The organism is Candidatus Mycolicibacterium alkanivorans (assembly GCF_022760805.1).
Lineage (GTDB): Bacteria > Actinomycetota > Actinomycetes > Mycobacteriales > Mycobacteriaceae > Mycobacterium > Mycobacterium alkanivorans.
Map to the genome: position 1 here is coordinate 2307621 of NZ_JAIVFL010000001.1, position 17622 is coordinate 2325242.

17 protein-coding genes and 1 pseudogene are annotated in these 17622 nt (G+C 68.4%); 13 read left to right on the forward strand and 5 right to left on the reverse strand.

The features are described 5' to 3' along the window. The first annotated feature begins 41 nt into the window (after positions 1-41). Genes K9U37_RS11570 through K9U37_RS11580 form a run of 3 tightly spaced genes read left to right on the forward strand, consistent with a single transcriptional unit; the run spans position 42 to position 4161 of the window. A complete protein-coding gene (locus K9U37_RS11570) occupies positions 42-1631 on the forward strand; it encodes an amidohydrolase (protein WP_243071810.1) in 1590 nt (529 codons plus the stop codon). Positions 1632-1636: 5 nt separating this feature from the next. Beyond that, complete coding sequence (lnt, locus tag K9U37_RS11575) at positions 1637-3379, forward strand: apolipoprotein N-acyltransferase (RefSeq protein ID WP_243071811.1); 1743 nt, start codon at positions 1637-1639, stop codon at positions 3377-3379. Next, positions 3376-4161 (forward strand): polyprenol monophosphomannose synthase, encoded by a 786-nt coding sequence (locus tag K9U37_RS11580; RefSeq protein ID WP_243071812.1) that lies wholly within the window; start codon positions 3376-3378, stop codon positions 4159-4161. Before lnt ends, K9U37_RS11580 begins: the two co-directional genes overlap by 4 nt. Positions 4162-4164: 3 nt before the next feature. Here the strand turns inward: K9U37_RS11580 and rbpA are convergent, their stop codons facing one another. Further along, positions 4165-4503, reverse strand: coding sequence for an RNA polymerase-binding protein RbpA (gene rbpA / locus K9U37_RS11585; protein ID WP_243071813.1), 339 nt, complete (start codon positions 4501-4503; stop codon positions 4165-4167). 126 nt (positions 4504-4629) lie between these two features. Between rbpA and K9U37_RS11590 the strand changes: the two genes are divergently transcribed. From K9U37_RS11590 to K9U37_RS11615, 6 genes are all read left to right on the forward strand, one after another. After that, the gene (locus K9U37_RS11590; RefSeq protein ID WP_243071814.1) at positions 4630-4959 is read left to right on the forward strand and encodes a hypothetical protein; all 330 of its coding nucleotides are present in this window, start codon (positions 4630-4632) and stop codon (positions 4957-4959) included. A 40-nt stretch (positions 4960-4999) separates the two neighbouring features. Beyond that, positions 5000-6610 (forward strand): RecQ family ATP-dependent DNA helicase, encoded by a 1611-nt coding sequence (locus K9U37_RS11595; RefSeq protein ID WP_243071815.1) that lies wholly within the window; start codon positions 5000-5002, stop codon positions 6608-6610. Positions 6611-6736: 126 nt separating this feature from the next. After that, on the forward strand, positions 6737-7555 hold the full coding sequence (locus K9U37_RS11600; protein ID WP_372489503.1) for an ABC transporter permease: 819 nt from the start codon (positions 6737-6739) through the stop codon (positions 7553-7555). Beyond that, positions 7552-8289 carry an ABC transporter ATP-binding protein gene (locus K9U37_RS11605; protein ID WP_243071816.1) on the forward strand — a complete coding sequence of 246 codons (738 nt, stop codon included), beginning with the start codon at positions 7552-7554 and terminating at the stop codon, positions 8287-8289. Before K9U37_RS11600 ends, K9U37_RS11605 begins: the two co-directional genes overlap by 4 nt. A 26-nt stretch (positions 8290-8315) precedes the next feature. After that, positions 8316-9329 (forward strand): ABC transporter substrate-binding protein, encoded by a 1014-nt coding sequence (locus tag K9U37_RS11610; RefSeq protein ID WP_243073345.1) that lies wholly within the window; start codon positions 8316-8318, stop codon positions 9327-9329. Positions 9330-9340: 11 nt separating this feature from the next. Then, positions 9341-10438 (forward strand): LLM class flavin-dependent oxidoreductase, encoded by a 1098-nt coding sequence (locus K9U37_RS11615; RefSeq protein ID WP_243071817.1) that lies wholly within the window; start codon positions 9341-9343, stop codon positions 10436-10438. 68 nt (positions 10439-10506) lie between these two features. Here the strand turns inward: K9U37_RS11615 and K9U37_RS11620 are convergent, their stop codons facing one another. Continuing rightward, entirely contained in the window at positions 10507-11871 is a 1365-nt protein-coding gene (locus K9U37_RS11620) for an HNH endonuclease signature motif containing protein (RefSeq protein WP_243071818.1), read from the reverse strand. Positions 11872-12156: 285 nt separating this feature from the next. Here K9U37_RS11620 and K9U37_RS11625 point away from each other — a divergent pair, with 285 nt between their 5' ends. Further along, on the forward strand, positions 12157-12537 hold the full coding sequence (locus K9U37_RS11625; protein WP_243071819.1) for an ArsR/SmtB family transcription factor: 381 nt from the start codon (positions 12157-12159) through the stop codon (positions 12535-12537). Then, positions 12537-13463, forward strand: a complete 927-nt coding sequence (locus K9U37_RS11630; RefSeq protein WP_243071820.1) for a cation diffusion facilitator family transporter — start codon at positions 12537-12539, stop codon at positions 13461-13463. Before K9U37_RS11625 ends, K9U37_RS11630 begins: the two co-directional genes overlap by 1 nt. Here the strand turns inward: K9U37_RS11630 and K9U37_RS11635 are convergent. Beyond that, positions 13460-14149 carry a hypothetical protein gene (locus K9U37_RS11635; RefSeq protein ID WP_243071821.1) on the reverse strand — a complete coding sequence of 230 codons (690 nt, stop codon included), beginning with the start codon at positions 14147-14149 and terminating at the stop codon, positions 13460-13462. The two genes, K9U37_RS11630 and K9U37_RS11635, sit on opposite strands and share 4 nt — an antisense overlap. A 126-nt stretch (positions 14150-14275) precedes the next feature. Further along, positions 14276-15163, reverse strand: coding sequence for an SCO6745 family protein (locus K9U37_RS11640; RefSeq protein WP_243071822.1), 888 nt, complete (start codon positions 15161-15163; stop codon positions 14276-14278). Between the two features lie 103 nt (positions 15164-15266). Between K9U37_RS11640 and K9U37_RS11645 the strand changes: the two genes are divergently transcribed. After that, positions 15267-16007 carry a DUF4333 domain-containing protein gene (locus K9U37_RS11645; protein ID WP_243071823.1) on the forward strand — a complete coding sequence of 247 codons (741 nt, stop codon included), beginning with the start codon at positions 15267-15269 and terminating at the stop codon, positions 16005-16007. A gap of 177 nt (positions 16008-16184) precedes the next feature. On the opposite strand, the gene K9U37_RS11650 is transcribed toward K9U37_RS11645, so the two are convergent. After that, positions 16185-16790, reverse strand: a complete 606-nt coding sequence (locus K9U37_RS11650) for a TetR family transcriptional regulator (RefSeq protein ID WP_243071824.1) — start codon at positions 16788-16790, stop codon at positions 16185-16187. Positions 16791-16872: 82 nt separating this feature from the next. Here K9U37_RS11650 and K9U37_RS11655 point away from each other — a divergent pair. Beyond that, a pseudogene (locus K9U37_RS11655) lies at positions 16873-17523 on the forward strand (class I SAM-dependent methyltransferase); the annotation flags it as partial. Positions 17524-17622: the final 99 nt, after the last annotated feature.

The following is a 17622-nucleotide window of genomic DNA, read 5'->3' on the forward strand; positions in this document are numbered from 1 at the left end:
TCTCACTCACTTTCATTCACCCGCGCGGGACACTAACCGACGTGACCACACTGCTGCTGGGCGGGCGCGTGCACAGCCCGTCGCACCCCGATGCCACCGCGATGGCTGTGCGCGACGGCGTCGTCGCCTGGCTCGGCAGCGACGATGTCGGCCGGGCCCAGTTCGGTGACGCCGACGTCGTCGACCTCGCCGGTGCGTTCGTCGCACCGGCGTTCGTCGACAGCCACATCCACCTGACCTCCACCGGCCTGCTCATCACCGGGCTGGACCTCACCGCCGCCACCTCCCGTCAGCACTGCCTGCGGCTGGTCGCCGAGCACACCGCCGCCCACCCTGGTCAGCCGATCTGGGCGCACGGCTGGGACGACACCGCCTGGCCTGACGGCACGCCCACCACCAAGGAACTCGACGCCGTCGTCGGCATGGTGCCGGCCTACCTGGCGCGCGTCGACGTCCACTCGGCCGTCGCCTCGACCGCGCTGCGGGACCTGGTCTCGGGCCTGTCCGCCGTCGCGGGCTTCGACCCGCACCGACCGCTGTCCGCCGACGCTCACCATCTGGTGCGCGCCGAGGCCCGCCGCCTGCTGACCTGGCAGCAGCGTGACGAGGCCCGCCGGGCGGCGCTGGATGGCGTCGCCGCCGCCGGCATCGTCGCCGTCCACGAATGCGCCGGACCCGACATCGGCGGATCCGACGACTGGCAGGAACTGCGCGCCACCGAGCACGGCGTGGACGTCGTCGGCTACTGGGGCGAGGCGGTGTCCAGTGCCGCGCAGGCCCGGGCCCTGATCGAGGCCACCGGGGCGCGCGGACTGGCCGGTGACCTGTTCGTCGACGGCGCGCTCGGCTCACGCACCGCATGGCTGTGCCAGCCCTACGCCGACGCCCCCGACACGACCGGCCACTGCTACCTCGATCCCGACACCATCACCGAACACCTCACCGCCTGCACTGAGGCCGGCGTGACCGCCGGTTTCCACGTCATCGGGGACGCCGCGGTCACCGCCGTGGTCGAGGCACTCGAGCGGGTCGTCGAGCGATTCGGGGCGCCGACGGTGGCTCGCTGCGGTCACCGCTTGGAGCACCTTGAGATGGTCTCCGGTGAGCAGGCAGCCAAGTTGGGCCAATGGGGTGTCGTGGCCAGCATGCAGCCCAATTTCGACGCGCGGTGGGGTGGCAGCAACGGAATGTACGCCCGGCGACTCGGTATCGGCAGAGCCACCCGGCTCAACCCGCTGGCGCTGTTAGCATCGGCAGGCGTGCCCCTGGCGTTCGGCTCGGACGCTCCCGTGACCGGCATCAATCCCTGGGAGACGGTACGCGCAGCCAGCCATCATCAGACTCCGGGCAGCGCCGTTTCGGTGCGCGCCGCCTTCGCCGCTGCCACCCGCGGGGCGTGGCGGGCCGGCGGGGTTCGCGACGGTGTCACCGGGACGCTGGTGCCCGGTGCGCCAGCGTCGTACGCGGTGTGGGAGACCGGTGATCTTGATGTCAGCGCCCCCGCCGACAGCGTGCAGCGGTGGTCCACCGACCCGCGCTCGCGGGTGCCGGCCCTGCCGCGCCTCGATCCGGACGATCCGCTGCCGGTCTGCCGGCAGACCGTTCACCGGGGTGTCGTGCTGCATGGCTGAGCTGCATGGCTGACGAGAAGCCCGGGCGGCTGCGGCGGATCGCCGCCGCCTTGCCCCCGCGCGCCTTCCGCCTGCTCGCCACGGTGTCGGCGGGCCTGCTGATGTACATCAGCTTCCCGCCGATCGGATGGTGGTGGTCGGCCATCGTGAGCTTCGCGCTGCTGAGCTGGGTGCTGGTGCATCCGAAGACCACCCTCGCCGGCGGCCTCGGCTACGGCTTCCTGTACGGGCTGGCGTTCTACATCCCGCTGCTGCCATGGATCAGCGGACTGGTCGGTCCCGTCCCCTGGCTGCTGCTGGCGGCGCTGCAGGCGCTGTTCACGGCGGTGTTCGGCATGTTCGCCGTGCTGGCGCGCCGCCTGCCGGGCTGGCCGTTGTGGCTGGCGCTGCTGTGGGTGATGCAGGAATGGCTGAAGTCTAGTGTTCCGTTCGGCGGATTCCCTTGGGGTGTAGTCGGTTTCGGCCAGACTCGGGGGCCGTTCCTGGCGCTGGTCCAGTTCGGCGGTGTGCCGCTGCTGTCGTTTGCCATCGCCGTGCTCGGCACCTCGTTGTGCGCGCTGGCGACCGAGATCGTGCACTGGTGGCAGCACAGCGGACCGGACACGAGTGGCGAGGCACCGTCGCTGGCGGGCGTGCTGGTGCCCGGGCTGTGCGTGATGGCAGTTCTGCTGGGCACCGCGCTGGCCGCGCCGCCGGTTCGCCGCGCCGGGGCCGGAAACGAGCCAACCGTCACGGTCGCGGCCATTCAGGGCAACGTGCCCCGGCTGGGCCTGGACTTCAACAGCCAGCGTCGTGCCGTGCTGGACAATCACGTCAGCGAGACCGTGCAGCTGGCCGAGGACGTCAAGGCCGGCCGCGCGCCGCAGCCGCAGTTCGTGGTGTGGCCGGAGAACTCCTCGGACATCGACCCGCTCACCAACGCCGACGCCGCCCAGCAGATCTCAGTCGCCGCGCAGGCGATCGGCGCCCCGATCCTGGTCGGCGCGGTCCTCGCGCGTCCCGACTGGACGCCGGAGAACCCGACCGCGTCGAACACGATCATCGTGTGGGACGCCGTCTCGGGGCCGGGGGAGCGCCACGACAAGCAGATCGTGCAGCCGTTCGGTGAGTATCTGCCGTGGCGCAGTTTCTTCAAGCACCTGTCGTCCTACGCCGATCGGGCGGGCTACTTCGTCCCGGGAAGCGGCAGCGGCGTCGTGCACGCGGCTGGCGTTCCCGTAGGGGTGGCCACCTGCTGGGAGGTCATCTTCGACCGCGCACTGCGCCAGTCGGTGCGCAACGGCGCCCAGGTGCTCGCCGTGCCGACCAACAACGCCACCTTCGACCAGAACATGAGCGAACAGCAACTCGCGTTCGCCCGGGCCCGCGCCGTCGAGCTTGACCGCTACGTCGTGGTCGCAGGCACCACCGGCATCAGTGCCGTCATCGCGCCGGACGGCAGCGAGATCGCCCGCACCCAGTTCTTCACCCCGGCTTACCTCGACGTACCGGTCCGGCTGAAGACCACCGAGACGCCGGCGACCCGGTGGGGTCCGCTGGTGCAGTGGGTGCTGGTCGGAGCCGCCGTTGCCGTGATCGCGGCGGCCATACTGCACAATGGTTGGTTCATGCGCCCGTTGCGCCGCAGGCGACGGGAAGGAGACGACGGGTCCAGCATGTCGGGGGGCGGAGACGACGAGAACAACCCGCCAGATGAGGGTGATACCTCCTCGGCCCTGGCCGGGCAGCGCGACAAAGGAGACTCATGACCTGGCAGGGCAAGAAGGGCGCCGAGAAGGATTCCGCGCGGCCCAGCCAGCGCTCCCTGGTGATCATCCCCACGTTCAACGAGCTGGAGAACCTGCCATTAATCCTGGGCCGGGTGCACAAGGCCCGGCCTGACGTACACGTGCTGATCGTCGACGACGACAGCCCGGACGGCACCGGCGAGCTTGCCGACGAGCTGTCGCTGGTCGATCCCGACCGGATCCACGTGATGCGCCGCACCGTCAAGGACGGTCTGGGTGCGGCGTACCTCGCCGGGTTCGCCTGGGGTCTGGGCCGGCAGTACAACGTGCTGGTCGAGATGGACGCCGACGGCAGCCACGCCCCCGAGCAGCTGCACCGGCTGCTCGATGCGGTCGACAACGGCGCGGATCTCGCGATCGGCTCGCGCTACGTCGAGGGCGGGACGGTCCGCAACTGGCCGTGGCGCCGGTTGGTGCTGTCCAAGACGGCCAACACCTACTCGCGGGTGCTGCTCGGCGTCGGCATTCACGACATCACCGCGGGCTATCGCGCCTACCGGCGTGAGGTGCTGGAGAAGATCGACCTGTCGGCGGTCGACTCCAAGGGCTACTGCTTCCAGATCGACCTGACCTGGCGCACGATCAACAACGGGTTCTCCGTCGTGGAGGTCCCGATCACGTTCAGCGAGCGCGAACTCGGTGTGTCGAAGATGAGCGGTTCAAATATCCGCGAAGCGATGGTGAAGGTCGCCCAGTGGGGCATCGGCGGGCGACTGGACCGGGCGCGCGGCGTCGTCCGGTAGAGGTCAGCTACCGCGGCGCTTGGTCTTGATCAGGTCCAGACGCTCCTTGAGCAACTCCTCGAGCTCCTCGACCGAGCGGCGTTCCAGCAGCATGTCCCAGTGGGTGCGCGGTGGCTTGACCTTCTTCGGCTCGGGCAGTTCGCCCTCGATGAGGGTGCCCTCCAGGCCGTTGCGGCACAGCCAGGTGCCGGGAATCTCGGCGTCGTCGGCGAACGGGACGTCGAACTCTTCGCCGTTGTCGGTCCGGTACCGCGCAATCTGACGCGGCGCCAGGTCGTGGTTGCGGTCAGTCTCGTAGCTCACGGCTCCGAGCCGGCTGCCTCTCAAGACACGATCAGCCATCGTCAACTCTCCTCAATAACGCAATATGCAGTCCGGATGATGAACGCAGGAGCAGCGTCCGCGGTTCCCGACTCGACTGTCCATGATACCGGGATCACTCGCCGGACCCGGCTACAGTCTCAAGGCGTGACGCGCCGTACCCGCTCGCAGCCGTGCCGGTGGTGCGGTCGCGATGTCGCCGATTCGGGAATGGGCCGGCGCAAACAATACTGCCGTCAGTCGTGCCGGCAGCGCGCGTATGAGCAGCGTGCCCTGGTGAAGGGCACGTCGGTGCCGCCCGACGCGGTGGTCCTGACCGCCGAGGAGGCCGCCGAGCTGTCCGATCGGGTCTATCAGGTGCGCTGCGCCGCCGAGGACGTCGCGATCGCGGTCGACGAGGGCGCCGGTGCCAAGGAACTGCGGGAATTGTGCGACGCCTTGATGCGGGCCGCCAAGGCCGCCGACGGATGGCGGTGACGTCCGGTTGAACGGCACGTGCCGGGGCAATGGCACTCCGATGAGTCGGCGGGACGATCTGCGGCGGGTCGCCCGAGACGTGTTCGGCTGGCAGCAGCTGCGGTCGGCCCAGCTGGACGCGATGGAGGCGGTACTGGCCGGACGTGACGTGCTGGCGGTCATGGCGACCGGGTCGGGAAAGTCGGCCATCTATCAGGTTCCCGGTGTCCTGCTCGACGGCGCGACCCTGGTGATCTCGCCGTTGATCGCCCTGCAGCGCGACCAGATCAGCGGGCTGGCGGCCACCGAGGCTCCCGACGCGGTGGCCTTCAACTCCCAACTCGACAGCGCCGATGTGGCCCGCAACTGGAAGGCCGTGCGCGAGCATGAAGCCGAGTACGTCTTCCTGGCACCGGAGCAGCTGAGCAACGACGAGGTGGTCGCGGGGCTGTCCGCTATCGACATCTCGCTGGTGGTCGTCGACGAGGCGCACTGCGTATCGGCGTGGGGCCACGACTTCCGGCCGAGTTATCTGCGCATCCCCGATGCCATCGAACGGCTCGGCGGTCCGCGGGTGGTCGCGCTGACGGCCACCGCGTCCCCGGTGGTGCGCCGCGAGATCGCCGAGCGTCTGCGGCTGCGCGATCCGCTGGTGATCGCCAGCGGCTTCGACCGACCGAACATCCACCTGGCGGTGTCCCACCACGTCACCGACGACGACAAGCGCGATGCGGTGCTGGCCCGGATGCTACGGGTGCCGCGACCGGCACTGCTGTACACCGCCACCCGTAAAGACGCCGAAGACTATGCGGCCGAACTGGTTTCGCACGGTGTGCGGGCGGACGCCTATCACGCGGGGCTGTCCCGCGGGCAGCGCGACGAAGTGCACCAGCGCTTCCGGGCCGACGAGGTCGACGTCGTCGTCGCCACGTCCGCCTTCGGCATGGGCATCGACAAGCCGGACGTTCGCGCCGTCGTCCACGCTTCGGTACCCGATTCGATGGATAGCTACTACCAGCAGATCGGCCGCGCCGGGCGGGACGGCGAGCCTGCCGAGGCGGTGTTGTTCTACCGCCAGGAGGACCTCGGGCTGGCCCGCTTCTTCACCACCCACCGCCCCGACGAAGAACTGTTGGCCGGGGTGTACTCCGCGCTGAGTCCCACTGATCCCAAGCAGCTCAACGACTTACGAGATGCGCTCGACGTAGCTGGCCGTCGAGTGACCAACGCGGTCAACCTGCTGGAGGAGGCCGGGCTGATCTCGTCCTCCCGGGCCGGGTTCACGCTCACCGACCGGGTCGAGGTCGGGGACGCCGTGCGGCGTGCGGTCGAGATCGTCGACAAGAAGGAGCGCATCGACCGCACCCGCGTGGAGATGATGCGCGGCTACGCCGAGACGCGGGACTGCCGGCGCGAGTTCCTGCTGAGCTACTTCGGTGAATCGTTGTCCGCGCCGTGCGGTAATTGCGACTGCTGTGACGCCGGTGCCGACTCGACGGCGCCCGACGGGCGGTGGGTGGTCGGCACCCCGGTCCGGCACCGCGAGTGGGGTTCGGGGGCGGTCATGAGCGTCGAGGACGACCGCATCACCGTGCTGTTCGACGACTACGGTTACCGCACCCTGCTGCTGGAGTCGATCGAGGCGTCTGGTGTGCTGAGCCGGGCCACCTGATTGCCCGTGATTTCTTCATCGCGAAGCAAACCCTTATCGGCGTAGCGGCGCGTTCGTAGGGTCGATTCATGCGACGGCTTTGAGTTGTCGCACGCACGATCACCCGCCATCCCGAGGACGAACACCGTGACTACGCCCACCGCGCCGGCCATCGCGCCGGTCCTGCCGGCTGGTGCCCGAACGTCCGTCGCGCGCCGGCACCGCAGGTGGACGATCGCGCGGTGGGTCTCGCCCCTGGCGCTGCTGGCGCTGTGGCAGCTCGGCAGCGCGATCGGGCTGATCTCCCAGGACGTGCTGCCGGCCCCGTCGCTGATCGCCGAGGCCGGTGTCGAGCTCATCGGCAACGGCGAGCTGTCCGATGCCCTGCGGGTGTCCGGGCTGCGGGTGACCGAAGGCCTTCTGCTCGGTGGCGTCATCGGCGTCGGACTGGGCAGTGTGGTCGGGTTGTCGCGGTGGGCCGAGGCCACCGTCGACCCGCCGATGCAGATGCTGCGTGCTCTTCCGCACCTGGGCCTGATCCCGTTGTTCATCCTGTGGTTCGGCATCGGCGAGCTGCCCAAGGTGCTGTTGGTGGCGCTCGGTGTCAGCTTCCCGCTGTACCTCAACACGTTCTCGGCGATCCGCCAGGTCGACCCCAAGCTGTTCGAAACCGCTGACGTGCTTGGTTTTTCGTTTCGGCAGCGGTTCAGCCACATCGCGATCCCCAGCGCAGCCCCGCAGGTGCTCGTCGGCCTGCGGCAGTCACTGGCCATCGCCTGGTTGACGCTGATCGTGGCCGAGCAGATCAACGCCGACAAGGGCATCGGCTTCCTGATCAACAATGCGCGCGACTTCCTGCGGATCGACGTCATCATCTTCGGTCTGATCGTCTACGCGTTGCTGGGCATCGTCACCGACGCCGTGGTGCGGGTGATGGAGCGTCGGGCGCTGAGGTATCGGTCATGACGGTGGTCTCCGAACGCTCGACCTCCAACGCCGCCGAGCTTCGCCACGTCGACAAGTGGTACGGCGAGCACCATGTTCTTCGCGACGTGTCGGTGACCGTCGGTGCCGGGGAGATCGTCGCACTGGTGGGTCGCAGCGGATCGGGCAAGTCGACCGTGCTGCGGGTGCTTGCCGGGCTGTCCGACGACCACAGCGGGGAACGGGTGGTGGCCGGTGCGCCCGCGTTGGCGTTTCAGGAGCCGCGGCTGTTCCCGTGGCGCACCGTGCGAACCAACGTGGGCTACGGCCTGACCCGGTTCCGGTTGTCCCGAAGCGAAATCGTCGCGCGCGCCGATCAGGCCCTTGCCGACGTGGGCTTGAGCGACCGTGCGGACGCGTGGCCGCAGACGCTGTCGGGGGGCCAGGCGCAACGGGTTTCACTGGCCCGCGCCCTGGCGGCCGAGCCGCGGCTGCTGTTGCTCGACGAGCCGTTCGGTGCGCTCGATGCGCTCACCCGGCTGAGCATGCAGTCGCTGCTGCTCGATCTGTGGCGCCGGCACGGCTTCGGTGTGCTGCTGGTGACCCACGACGTCAACGAGGCTGTGGCACTGGCCGACCGGGTGCTGGTCCTGGACTCCGGCCGCGTGGTGCATCAAACCGAGATCGCCGAACCGCGTCGGCCGCATGGCACCTCGTCGACGCAGACCGATAACCACCGGATCGAGCTGCTCGAGCAACTTGGTGTCCAGATCTGACAGGAGTGAGCTTGTACCGCAACCCGATCCGTGCACTATTGGCCGTGCTGGCAGTGGTGAGTCTGCTGGCGACCGGCTGCGTGTCGCGGCAGGACAACGCGGGTGCCACCAAGGCCCCGCAGACCGTCCCGCTCACCGAGCTGTCCGACCTCACCCTGCAGGTGGGCGACCAGAAGGGCGGCACCGAATCGCTGCTTCGGGCGGCGGGTGCGCTGGACAACCTGCCGTACAAGATCGCGTTCTCCACATTCACCTCAGGTCCACCGCAGGTGGAAGCGGCGACCGCGGGCAAGATCGACTTCGCGATCACCGGGAACACACCGCCGATCTTCGGGGCTGCGTCGGGTGCGAAGGTCAAGGTGGTCTCGGCGTACAACGGCGGCGGGCTGGGGGACCAGATCCTGGTGCAGGCCGACTCGCCGATCACCTCGGTCGCCGATCTGCGCGGCAAGACGATCCTGGTGGCCAAGGGCAGCTCCGCGCACGGCAACGTGCTCGGGCAGCTGGACAAGGCGGGGCTGAAGCCGACCGACGTGAAGTTGGTGTTCCTGCAACCGGCTGATGCGCTGTCGGCGTTCCGTGCCGGTCAGGCCGACGCGTGGGCGATCTGGGATCCCTATACCGCGCAGGCCGAGCAGCAGTTGAAGGTCCGTAGCATCGCGCAGGCCAAGGGCGTGACGAACGGGTACTGGTTCGGCGTCGCCTCCGACGCGGCGCTGGCCGACGCCAAACGCAATACCGCGCTGTCCGATCTTCTGGTCCGCTTCGCCAAGGCTGCCAAGTGGGCTCAGGACTACCCGCAGGACTGGGCCGAGAAGTACGCGGCCGCAGTCGGATTGGATCTCAAAGTGGCCGAGGTGTCGCAGGGGAGAAGTCTGCGACTGCCGACCGAGCTGACCGATCGGGCGGTGGCCTCCGAGCAGAAGCTGGCCGATCTGTTCGCCGCCTCCGGCCAGATCCAGTCCGCACCCGACTTCGCCAAATGGGTCGACCGTCGTTACAACGACGCCCTGCAAGCCAGCCTCATCAGCGCCAACTAAGGAGGGCACCCGTGCCTGCGAAATTCTTCTGGTTCCTGCCGACCAACGGTGACAGCCGATCGATCGTCGGCGCCTCCCACGCGTCGTCGCATCACACTATCCCGGAGGGTTACCGCGCTCCGAGTCGGCGCTACCTGGCCGAAATCGCCAGGGCCGCCGACCGGCTGGGCTACGAGGGGGTACTGTCGCCGACCGGAACCTGGTGTGAGGACGCCTGGCTGACAGCCTCGGCGATGCTCGCCGAAACCGAACGGCTGAAGTTCCTGGTGGCCTTCCGCCCCGGGTTGGTGCCACCGACGCTGGCCGCCCAGCAGGCGGCGACCTTTCAGCGCTTCTCGGATGGACGTCTGCTGCTCAACGTGGTCAGCGGCGGCGACGATTCCGAGCAGCGCCGCTTCGGCGACCGGCTGAGCCACGACGAAAGGTACTCGCGTACAGGCGAATTCCTCCACATCATCAAGTCAATCTGGGAGAACGAGTCGTTCGATTTCAAGGGCGAGTACTACACGATCAACGATGGTCGGGTCTCGGAGCCGCCGAACCCGCAGCCGGAGCTCTACTTCGGTGGATCATCGGCGGCCGCGCTTCCGATCGCCGCCGACTATGTCGACGTCTACCTGACCTGGGGTGAACCGCCGCAGGCCGCGGCGGCCAAGATCAACCAGGTGCGTGAGCTCGCCGAACGTCGCGGCCGCACCCTGCGATTCGGCATCAGGTTGCACACGATCACACGCGACACATCCGCGGCGGCATGGGCGGTGGCCGAGGAATTGGTCAAGGAGCTGACGCCCGAGCAGATCGAGCAGGCCACCAAGCTGCATGCCAAGTCGGAATCCGAAGGGCAGCGCAGGATGACCGCCCTCCACGGCGGGCAGGTCGACAAGCTCGAGATCTACCCCAACCTGTGGGCCGGCGTCGGCCTGGTGCGAGGTGGTGCGGGCACCGCGCTGGTAGGGAGTCACGAAGAGGTCGCCAATTTGATCTGGGAGTACCACTCGTTGGGCTTCGACGAGTTCATCCTGTCCGGCTACCCGCACCTGGAAGAGGCGTACTGGTTCGCCGAGGGCGTGCTTCCGATCCTGCGGGCCAAGGGAGTGCTGGCCAGCTGAGCGGCTGCGTCGTTCGGGTGCGGGCAGGGTGGATAGGCCATCCAACAGCGGAGAAACGCAACCGGCCCCTACTTCCGCCGCTTCGGGCCCTCGCGCTCTCGAAGGAATCGTTCGGGGTGGTGGTAGGTGTTGACGCCGCCGGTCAGTGGCAGCTGCGGAGGTGGGATCCATTGGGTGTCGCCGTTGGGGAGTTTTCGGGTGAGCCAGCCGCCGTTTTCGACGAGCAGGTTGTCGCATTTGCAGGCGAATCCGAGTTCGTCGACGTTGGTGTTTCCGCCGTCTTTCCAGTCTTTGGCGGCGTGGTGCACTTGGCAGCCGTAGCCGGGAACGGTGCAGCCGGGTGCTGTGCAGCCGCGATCTCTCGCGTGCAGCACAATGCGTTGATCGGGTGTGGCGAGTCGTTTTGACCGGCCTAGCCACAAAGCCTGCCCGGTGACCGAGTCGAAGAGCGCCAGGTAGTGGTAGGCATGTGATGCCATCCGGATGACGTCGCGCATCGGCACCAACCCTCCGCCGCCGGTGACTGCGTATCCGGTTTTGTCCTGCAGTTCCTGCATCGTGGCTGTGACGATGACGGTGACCGGAAGCCCGTTGTGCTGGCCCAGTTTCGGGTCGCCCAGCTTCGAGCGCAGCATCGCCATCAGGGCGTCGTGTTGGCGTTGCCCGAGGGTGCGGGTGTCGGCTTCGGCCTGAGCCGCCGCGGGCTCGCCGGCGGTGACGGCGGTCTGGTCGGCGGGGTTGCACATGCCGGGCGCGGCGAACTTGGCCAGCAATGCTTCCAGATAGGAGCGCAGTTCGGGGGTGGCCACCAGCCGGGCTTCGGTCATGCCGTCAGGATGTTGGCGCCCGAGGGTGAAGCTGCGTTTGCGGGCCCGATCGTCGTCGCTGAATTTTCCGTCGGGGTTGAGTTCGATGGCCAGTCGGTCGGCTACCCGGGCCAGCTGATCGGGCCGTAACAGCCTGGCCTGCTCGGCCAGGAAGGCTTCGGCTTTCTCCCGCTCGACCTGCGGGACGTCGAGGGGCAGGTCGCCGAGGAAGCGTTGGATGACCTTCAGGTGTTCGGGGTCCAGGACCCCGGCGCGCCAGGCTTCGGCGGCGGCGGGTTGACGCGGCGCCAGCGATTCGCCTGTCAAGGTGGTGCGCTCGGTCAGCGGTTCGGTGATCCGTGCGCGGCGGCGGGCTTCGGCGGGGCTGATGCGCAGCCAGTCAGCTAGGACCTTGCCTGCCGCCCCGCCGATCTCGGCGACGCTGTGTTGGTGCAGGTGTTGGCTGAGGTCGTGGGAGACCACGGTGTGGCGGCGGATGGCTTTCTCGGTCAGCGCGGCCAGCTGCAGTAGATCCTGGGCGGCCAGGGCTCTGAGATCCACCTCCGCGACGGTGTCGAGGGCGGCGTTGATCGCCGCGAACGCCCCCACCACCTCATTCGAAAGCATGTTCGAATAATACGCCGGCGCACCGACAGGGTTGACTCGTCGGAAATGCGTGCGAAAGGGCGATAGGTTGCCTCACCACGGAATGCGCGCGTACGCACCCGCTCGGTCTCCGTGCCACAGGATCGCCGCGGCGCTCGCCGACTCCGCAGACCCGGTCTGGCAACGTCATTCGACTCCCATTTCCGCCGTCACCGGCTCGGCCCGTACGCCCACCCCGGCGTCATCGCCTCGTCCAGCCACGTCGTCACCAACCCCAGCATCGAATCCAGCCGCTATTATCTGCGTATGAATGCAGATAAGCATGAACGCCGCCTGGTCGACGACCATGTCGACCTCGTCGTCGAGGTGTTCCGCATGCTCGCCGACGCCACCCGCGTCCAGTTACTGTGGTCGCTCAGCGGCGACGAATTGAGCGTCAACGACCTCGCCGAGCGGGTCGGCAAGCCGGCACCGTCGGTGTCGCAGCATTTGGCCAAGCTTCGGATGGCGCGGCTGGTCCGCACCCGCCGTGAAGGCACTCAGGTCTTCTACCGCCTGGAGAACGACCACGTGCGCCAACTCGTCTCCGACGCGGTATTCAACGCTGAACACGCCGCCGGCGGGGTACCCGCACATCATCGCGGTGACACCGAAGTCGCTGAACTGCCACGCACGGGGAGGGCGTGATGGGACACAGTCACGAACAGGGTCACGGCCACACCCACGACCACGCCGGGCGCGTCGATGATGCGCTCACCGACAGCGACGCCGGGATCCGGGCCGTCAAGATCAGTCTGGTAGCACTGACCGTCACGGCCGTCATCCAGATCGCGATCGTCATCGTCTCGGGATCCGTTGCGCTGCTGGCCGATACGATCCACAACTTCTCCGACGCGCTGACCGCGATCCCGCTGTGGCTCGCGTTCTCACTGAGCCGGCGAAGCGCCACGAAGCGATACACCTACGGTCTCGGCCGCGCCGAGGACCTCGCTGGTCTGTTCGTGGTCGGCGTCATCGCGTTGTCGGCTATCGTCGCGGCGGCCGAGGCGGTCGACCGGCTGATCCATCCGGCCCCGCTGTCCCACCTCGGCTGGGTGGCTGCGGCCGGTGTAGTCGGATTTCTCGGCAACGAGTTGGTGGCGCTGTACCGCATCCGGGTGGGCAAGCGGATCGGTTCCACCGCCCTGCAGGCCGACGGAATGCACGCCCGCGCAGACGGTCTCACCTCTCTTGCGGTGGTCCTCGGCGCGATCGGAGTGGCGCTGGGGTTCCCGCAGGCCGATCCGGTCGTCGGCCTGCTGATCGCCGCGGCGATCGTCGTGGTGATGGTGGTCGCGGCCCGCGACGTGTTCGCCCGACTGCTCGACGGCGTGGATCCCGCCCTCGTCGACACCGCCTACGACACCCTGACCCGCCAGCCCGGAGTGCTCGGCGTGCAACGGATTCGGATGCGCTGGGTCGGCCTGCGCCTAGACGCTGACGTGGAACTCGACGTCAGCCCGCAGCTGAGCCTGCGTGAAGCCCATCAGCTCGCCCACGAGGCCGAGCACACCCTCGCCCACGCGATCCCCAAGCTGGGCACCGCTGTGGTGCACGCCTATCCGGCGGGCTAGCAGACGTACTCCACACCTATTCCCGCGGGCGGCGTGACCTGCTGCGCGCAGGCGTAGGTGTCCACACCACTGTCGGCCAACCGCACCGCGGACTGGTGCGCATAGTTCACGCAGTACAGCGCATCGGAATCGGTTCGGCAGCGAAAGTCGCCGAACGACAGTGATTTGTCGAGCGGCAGCTCGGCCCCCCGCCCGTTCGCAAACCGTCCTGGGTCGCCGTGCGCCGAGCCGACCAGAACGGTGCCGCCGTCGAAGTCGACCCAGCCGCCCTTCCACTGGCCGTAGACGTCCGGCGGCTGTTTCGGGGGATCGGTCAGGTTGACCAGGCACGCCAGCCCGGGGGCGCTGTGCTTGGCGTCGGTCATGCAGGTGGTGCCGGCCGGCGTCGTGAACGCGACGTCGTCGCCGAGATCGGCGGTCACCCCGCCGCGAAGTGCGACGTGGTACCGCGCGGCGTCGACGGGCGGGGCGGCTTCGATCCACTTGATCGCCTGGGCGATGGGCACGCCGGTCGGCGGAGCGGCCAGCGTCGACGTGGTCGTGGTGGCAGAGGTCGAGCTACCCGAGCGGGACGGGGTGATCGGCGTCAGCGCCGTCGGGTGCGCCTGACCGCCGGTTGAGTCCGAACACCCGGCGAGGCATCCCGCGACCAGCAGCGACGCAGCGACCAACCCGGCGATCCGCATCCCGCCAGGCTAGCGGTCCCGGCGCTGGCGGACCGGGTGAGGCAGTTCCCGCGCGCCTGAGCCGAGGTGGAGACCACCGACGGCCGCCGCGGTGTCGGCTCGGCGGAGTGGAACCGCAACCTCTGACTACAGGTGCGCCGAGTCGTCGTCGAGATCGTCGCGGCGCAGGCCCATCGGGGTCGCCGCCGGGATGTCGCCTCCGGCGACCACCAGACGGGTCAGGGGAGTCAGCGCCGCGAAGAGACGCTCCACGGCGTCGTCGTCGAGCGCGTCCAGGGCCGTCAGCGCCAGGGTGTCGGTGCGATGCTCGACATGATTTTTGAGAGCTCTTCCCTCGTCGGTGAGTTCGCCTGCAGCGGTGAGCAATCCGCGCGCCTTCAGGCTATCGGTACGAGCGTCCCATTCTTCGTCGGTGTAGTCCCGACTGCGCTTGATGACCGCCGCCGGGACCGCTCCGGCCGCCACGTGCAGCACGCTGGCCTCCCGGCCCCCGATTCCCTCGGCCGCCAACGCCGCCACGTGGCCGTCGCCGCGATGTTCGCGCAGCAGGGTCGCGGCCTGCCACAGCGCCGCAAGCGGAGTGCGGGGCCACGGCAGGGCCAGGTTCGCGGCGAACAACGGCCGGCCGTCGAGGGGAGCGCTGCGCGCGGCGACTCCGGCGAGTTCGGCAGCCTCGGCCACACCCGCCGAGTCGTCGGACAGCCCGCAGCGGCGCAACGCGGCAACGGCAGTGTCCTCCCGCACCCGCAGCACCTCGGCGGGTGTGGCAACCTCCCACACGGCCGGCACCGTGCGGTGCACGCGCTCGGCGGCGAAGTTGTAGAAGATGGCGGTCACCACCTCGGCCGGAACCGGACCGAGCGGCGACGACCGCGCGGCGAAGTAGCCCCGCCAGTAACCGGTGAATCCCATCGCCGCCAAGCCTGATCGCACCTCGGGGGCGAAGTAGGTGATCGCGTGGACCGGCTCGAAGCGGTCGAAGAAGCGCCGGGCCAGAAGCGGGGCTCTGCTCACGTCCACAGTCAATCACGCTCAGCTGACTGCTCGCGGACGCGCGCTTGGTATCTTGTTCGCGGACCGCGCGTGGGCGCTGCCTGAGCAAGCTTGGGAGGTTGGGATGCGACGGACAGGCGCTGCCCTTGCGGCGGTGGCTGTCACCTCGGCGACGCTGACGGGCTGTTCGTTCAGCGTCGGCAGCGGGGGAGCGCCGGTGGTGGCGAAAGCCGACCTGCAGAAGGACATCTCCGACCGGCTGGACAAAGCCGGGCAGAAGCCGAAGTCGGTCACCTGCAAGGACGATCTCAAGGGCGAGGTCGGTAAGTCGGTCACCTGCGAGGTGGCGCTCACCGACACCAACGTCTTCGAGCCGGTCGTCACGGTCACCAAGGTTGACGGTTCGACCGTCAGCTACGACATGACCCCCGCGGTGTCCAAGGAGCAACTGGAGAAGGCGGTGGGGCGCCTGCTCTCGGAGTCGGCGGGCACGCCTGTCGATTCGATCACCTGCGAGTCCCGACTGGAGGGCAAGAAGGGTTCGGAGGCGCAGTGCGAGGTGAGCCAGGGCGGCATCACACTCAAGCGCACCGTAGACGTCACCAACGTTGACGGTCTGCTGATGAACTTCACAGTCATTCCGGTTCTGGTCAAGGCGCAGGTCGAAAGCTCACTGCTCGACCAGCTCGAGACTCAGTTGGGGCAGCGCCCCGACTCCGCGGACTGCACCAGCGATCTCGAGGGCAAGCCGGGCACCACCATCGACTGCACGGTGGTCGCCGGAGAGGAGACGCAGGCGTTCACCTTGACGGTGACCAACGCGGACGGTGACCGGATCAACTTCGACTACGCGCCCAAGGCCTGACGGGGGAAACCCTGCGGTTGGCCGTACGCGTTGGGGTCGTTGTCATCCGTGGTCATCAGATCGCTCCTCCAGCCGCTGTCGTCGCGCTCAATCTACCCCGAGCGCCCGACGCAGTAGCGGCTTCGCCGCGGTGCGATCAGAACACCACCTGGTGACGATGCCCGGGAGCCGGCCGGTTCAAACCGCGTCTCGCCTGCTCGCCACGGGCGCCTCGGTGAGCAGCAGCCGCGCGGACCGCTCGAGCCGGGGGGCGATTTCGGTGTAGGAGGCGTAGCCCATCCCGGCCCGCACCAGGGCTCCGGCGTAGAGCTGCTCGAGCGACTCGACGATCTCTGAATCTGCTTGGGTACCAAGGGCTAACGACAACCGCTCGTGGATCTCCCGACCGATGCGCAAGCGTAGGTGCTCGACGTCGGGATCCTTGCCGAGCAGCGCGGTGGTGACCGCCCCGGCCAGCTGCGGCTCGTCGGCGACGAGAAGCGCGATGTGGCGCAGCACGGCGACCACCCGCTCCACCGGATCCGGTGAGTCGGACGGCGGGGCAGGAGTCGAGGCCAGCCGGCGCCAGAACACCTCGGCGACCAGATGCTCCTTGGACGAGAAGTACGTATAGGCAGTCGCCGCACCGACACCGGCCTCGGCGGCCACCATCCGGACCGTCAGGCCGGCGAAACCCTCCCGGCTGAGCACGTCCACCGCGGCGCGGCCCAGCCGCTCCACGGTGGCTGCCTGTCTGGCTGTCAACCGGCGGCGTGTGGATTCCCGAGCTACCGGTTCAGACACATGTCCGGACGCTACTACAACGCACGTTGGGCGACAAGATGACCGCTGGCCATCGCACACGCCGACAGGATAGGTTCGAACCATGGGCCGCACCGACTCCGCGCTCGGCGCGCAAACTTCCAGACTGTTCGAATTGGCCGACCAGGTGGTGGGTTTCATGCCCGCTGACGAAGGGCGGGCACTGTTCGACGCGGCGGTCCGCTACCTCGATGGCGGGGTGGCCGTCGAGATCGGTACGTACTGCGGCAAGTCGACGGTTCTGCTCGGTGCGGCGGGCGCGGCCACCGACAGCGTTCTGTACACGATCGATCATCACCACGGTTCCGAGGAGCATCAGCCGGGCTGGGAGTGGCACGACGCGACGATGGTCGACCCGGTCAGCGGGCGGTTCGACACGCTGCCCACCTTCCGCCGGACACTTCATGCGGCCGGTCTCGACGACACGATCGTCGCGGTGGTGGGCAAGTCGACGGTGGTGGCCCGCGGCTGGCGGACGCCCCTGCAATTGCTGTTCATCGACGGGGGTCACAGTGAGACCGCCGCCCAGCAGGACTTCGCCGGCTGGGCCAAGTGGGTGTCGGTGGGTGGCGTGCTGATCATCCACGACGTCTTTCCCGACCCGCGCGACGGCGGCCGACCGCCCTACAACATCTATTGCCGCGCATTGGAATCCGGCCACTTCACCGAGGTAGGGTGCACCGGGTCGCTGCGGGTGCTGGAGCGTACCTCCGGCGGGCAGGAGCGAAGCGACTCGGGGATCGGCTCCGGCGGGCAGGAGCGAAGCGACTCGGGGATCGGCTCCGGCGGGCAGGAGCGAAGCGACTCGGGGATC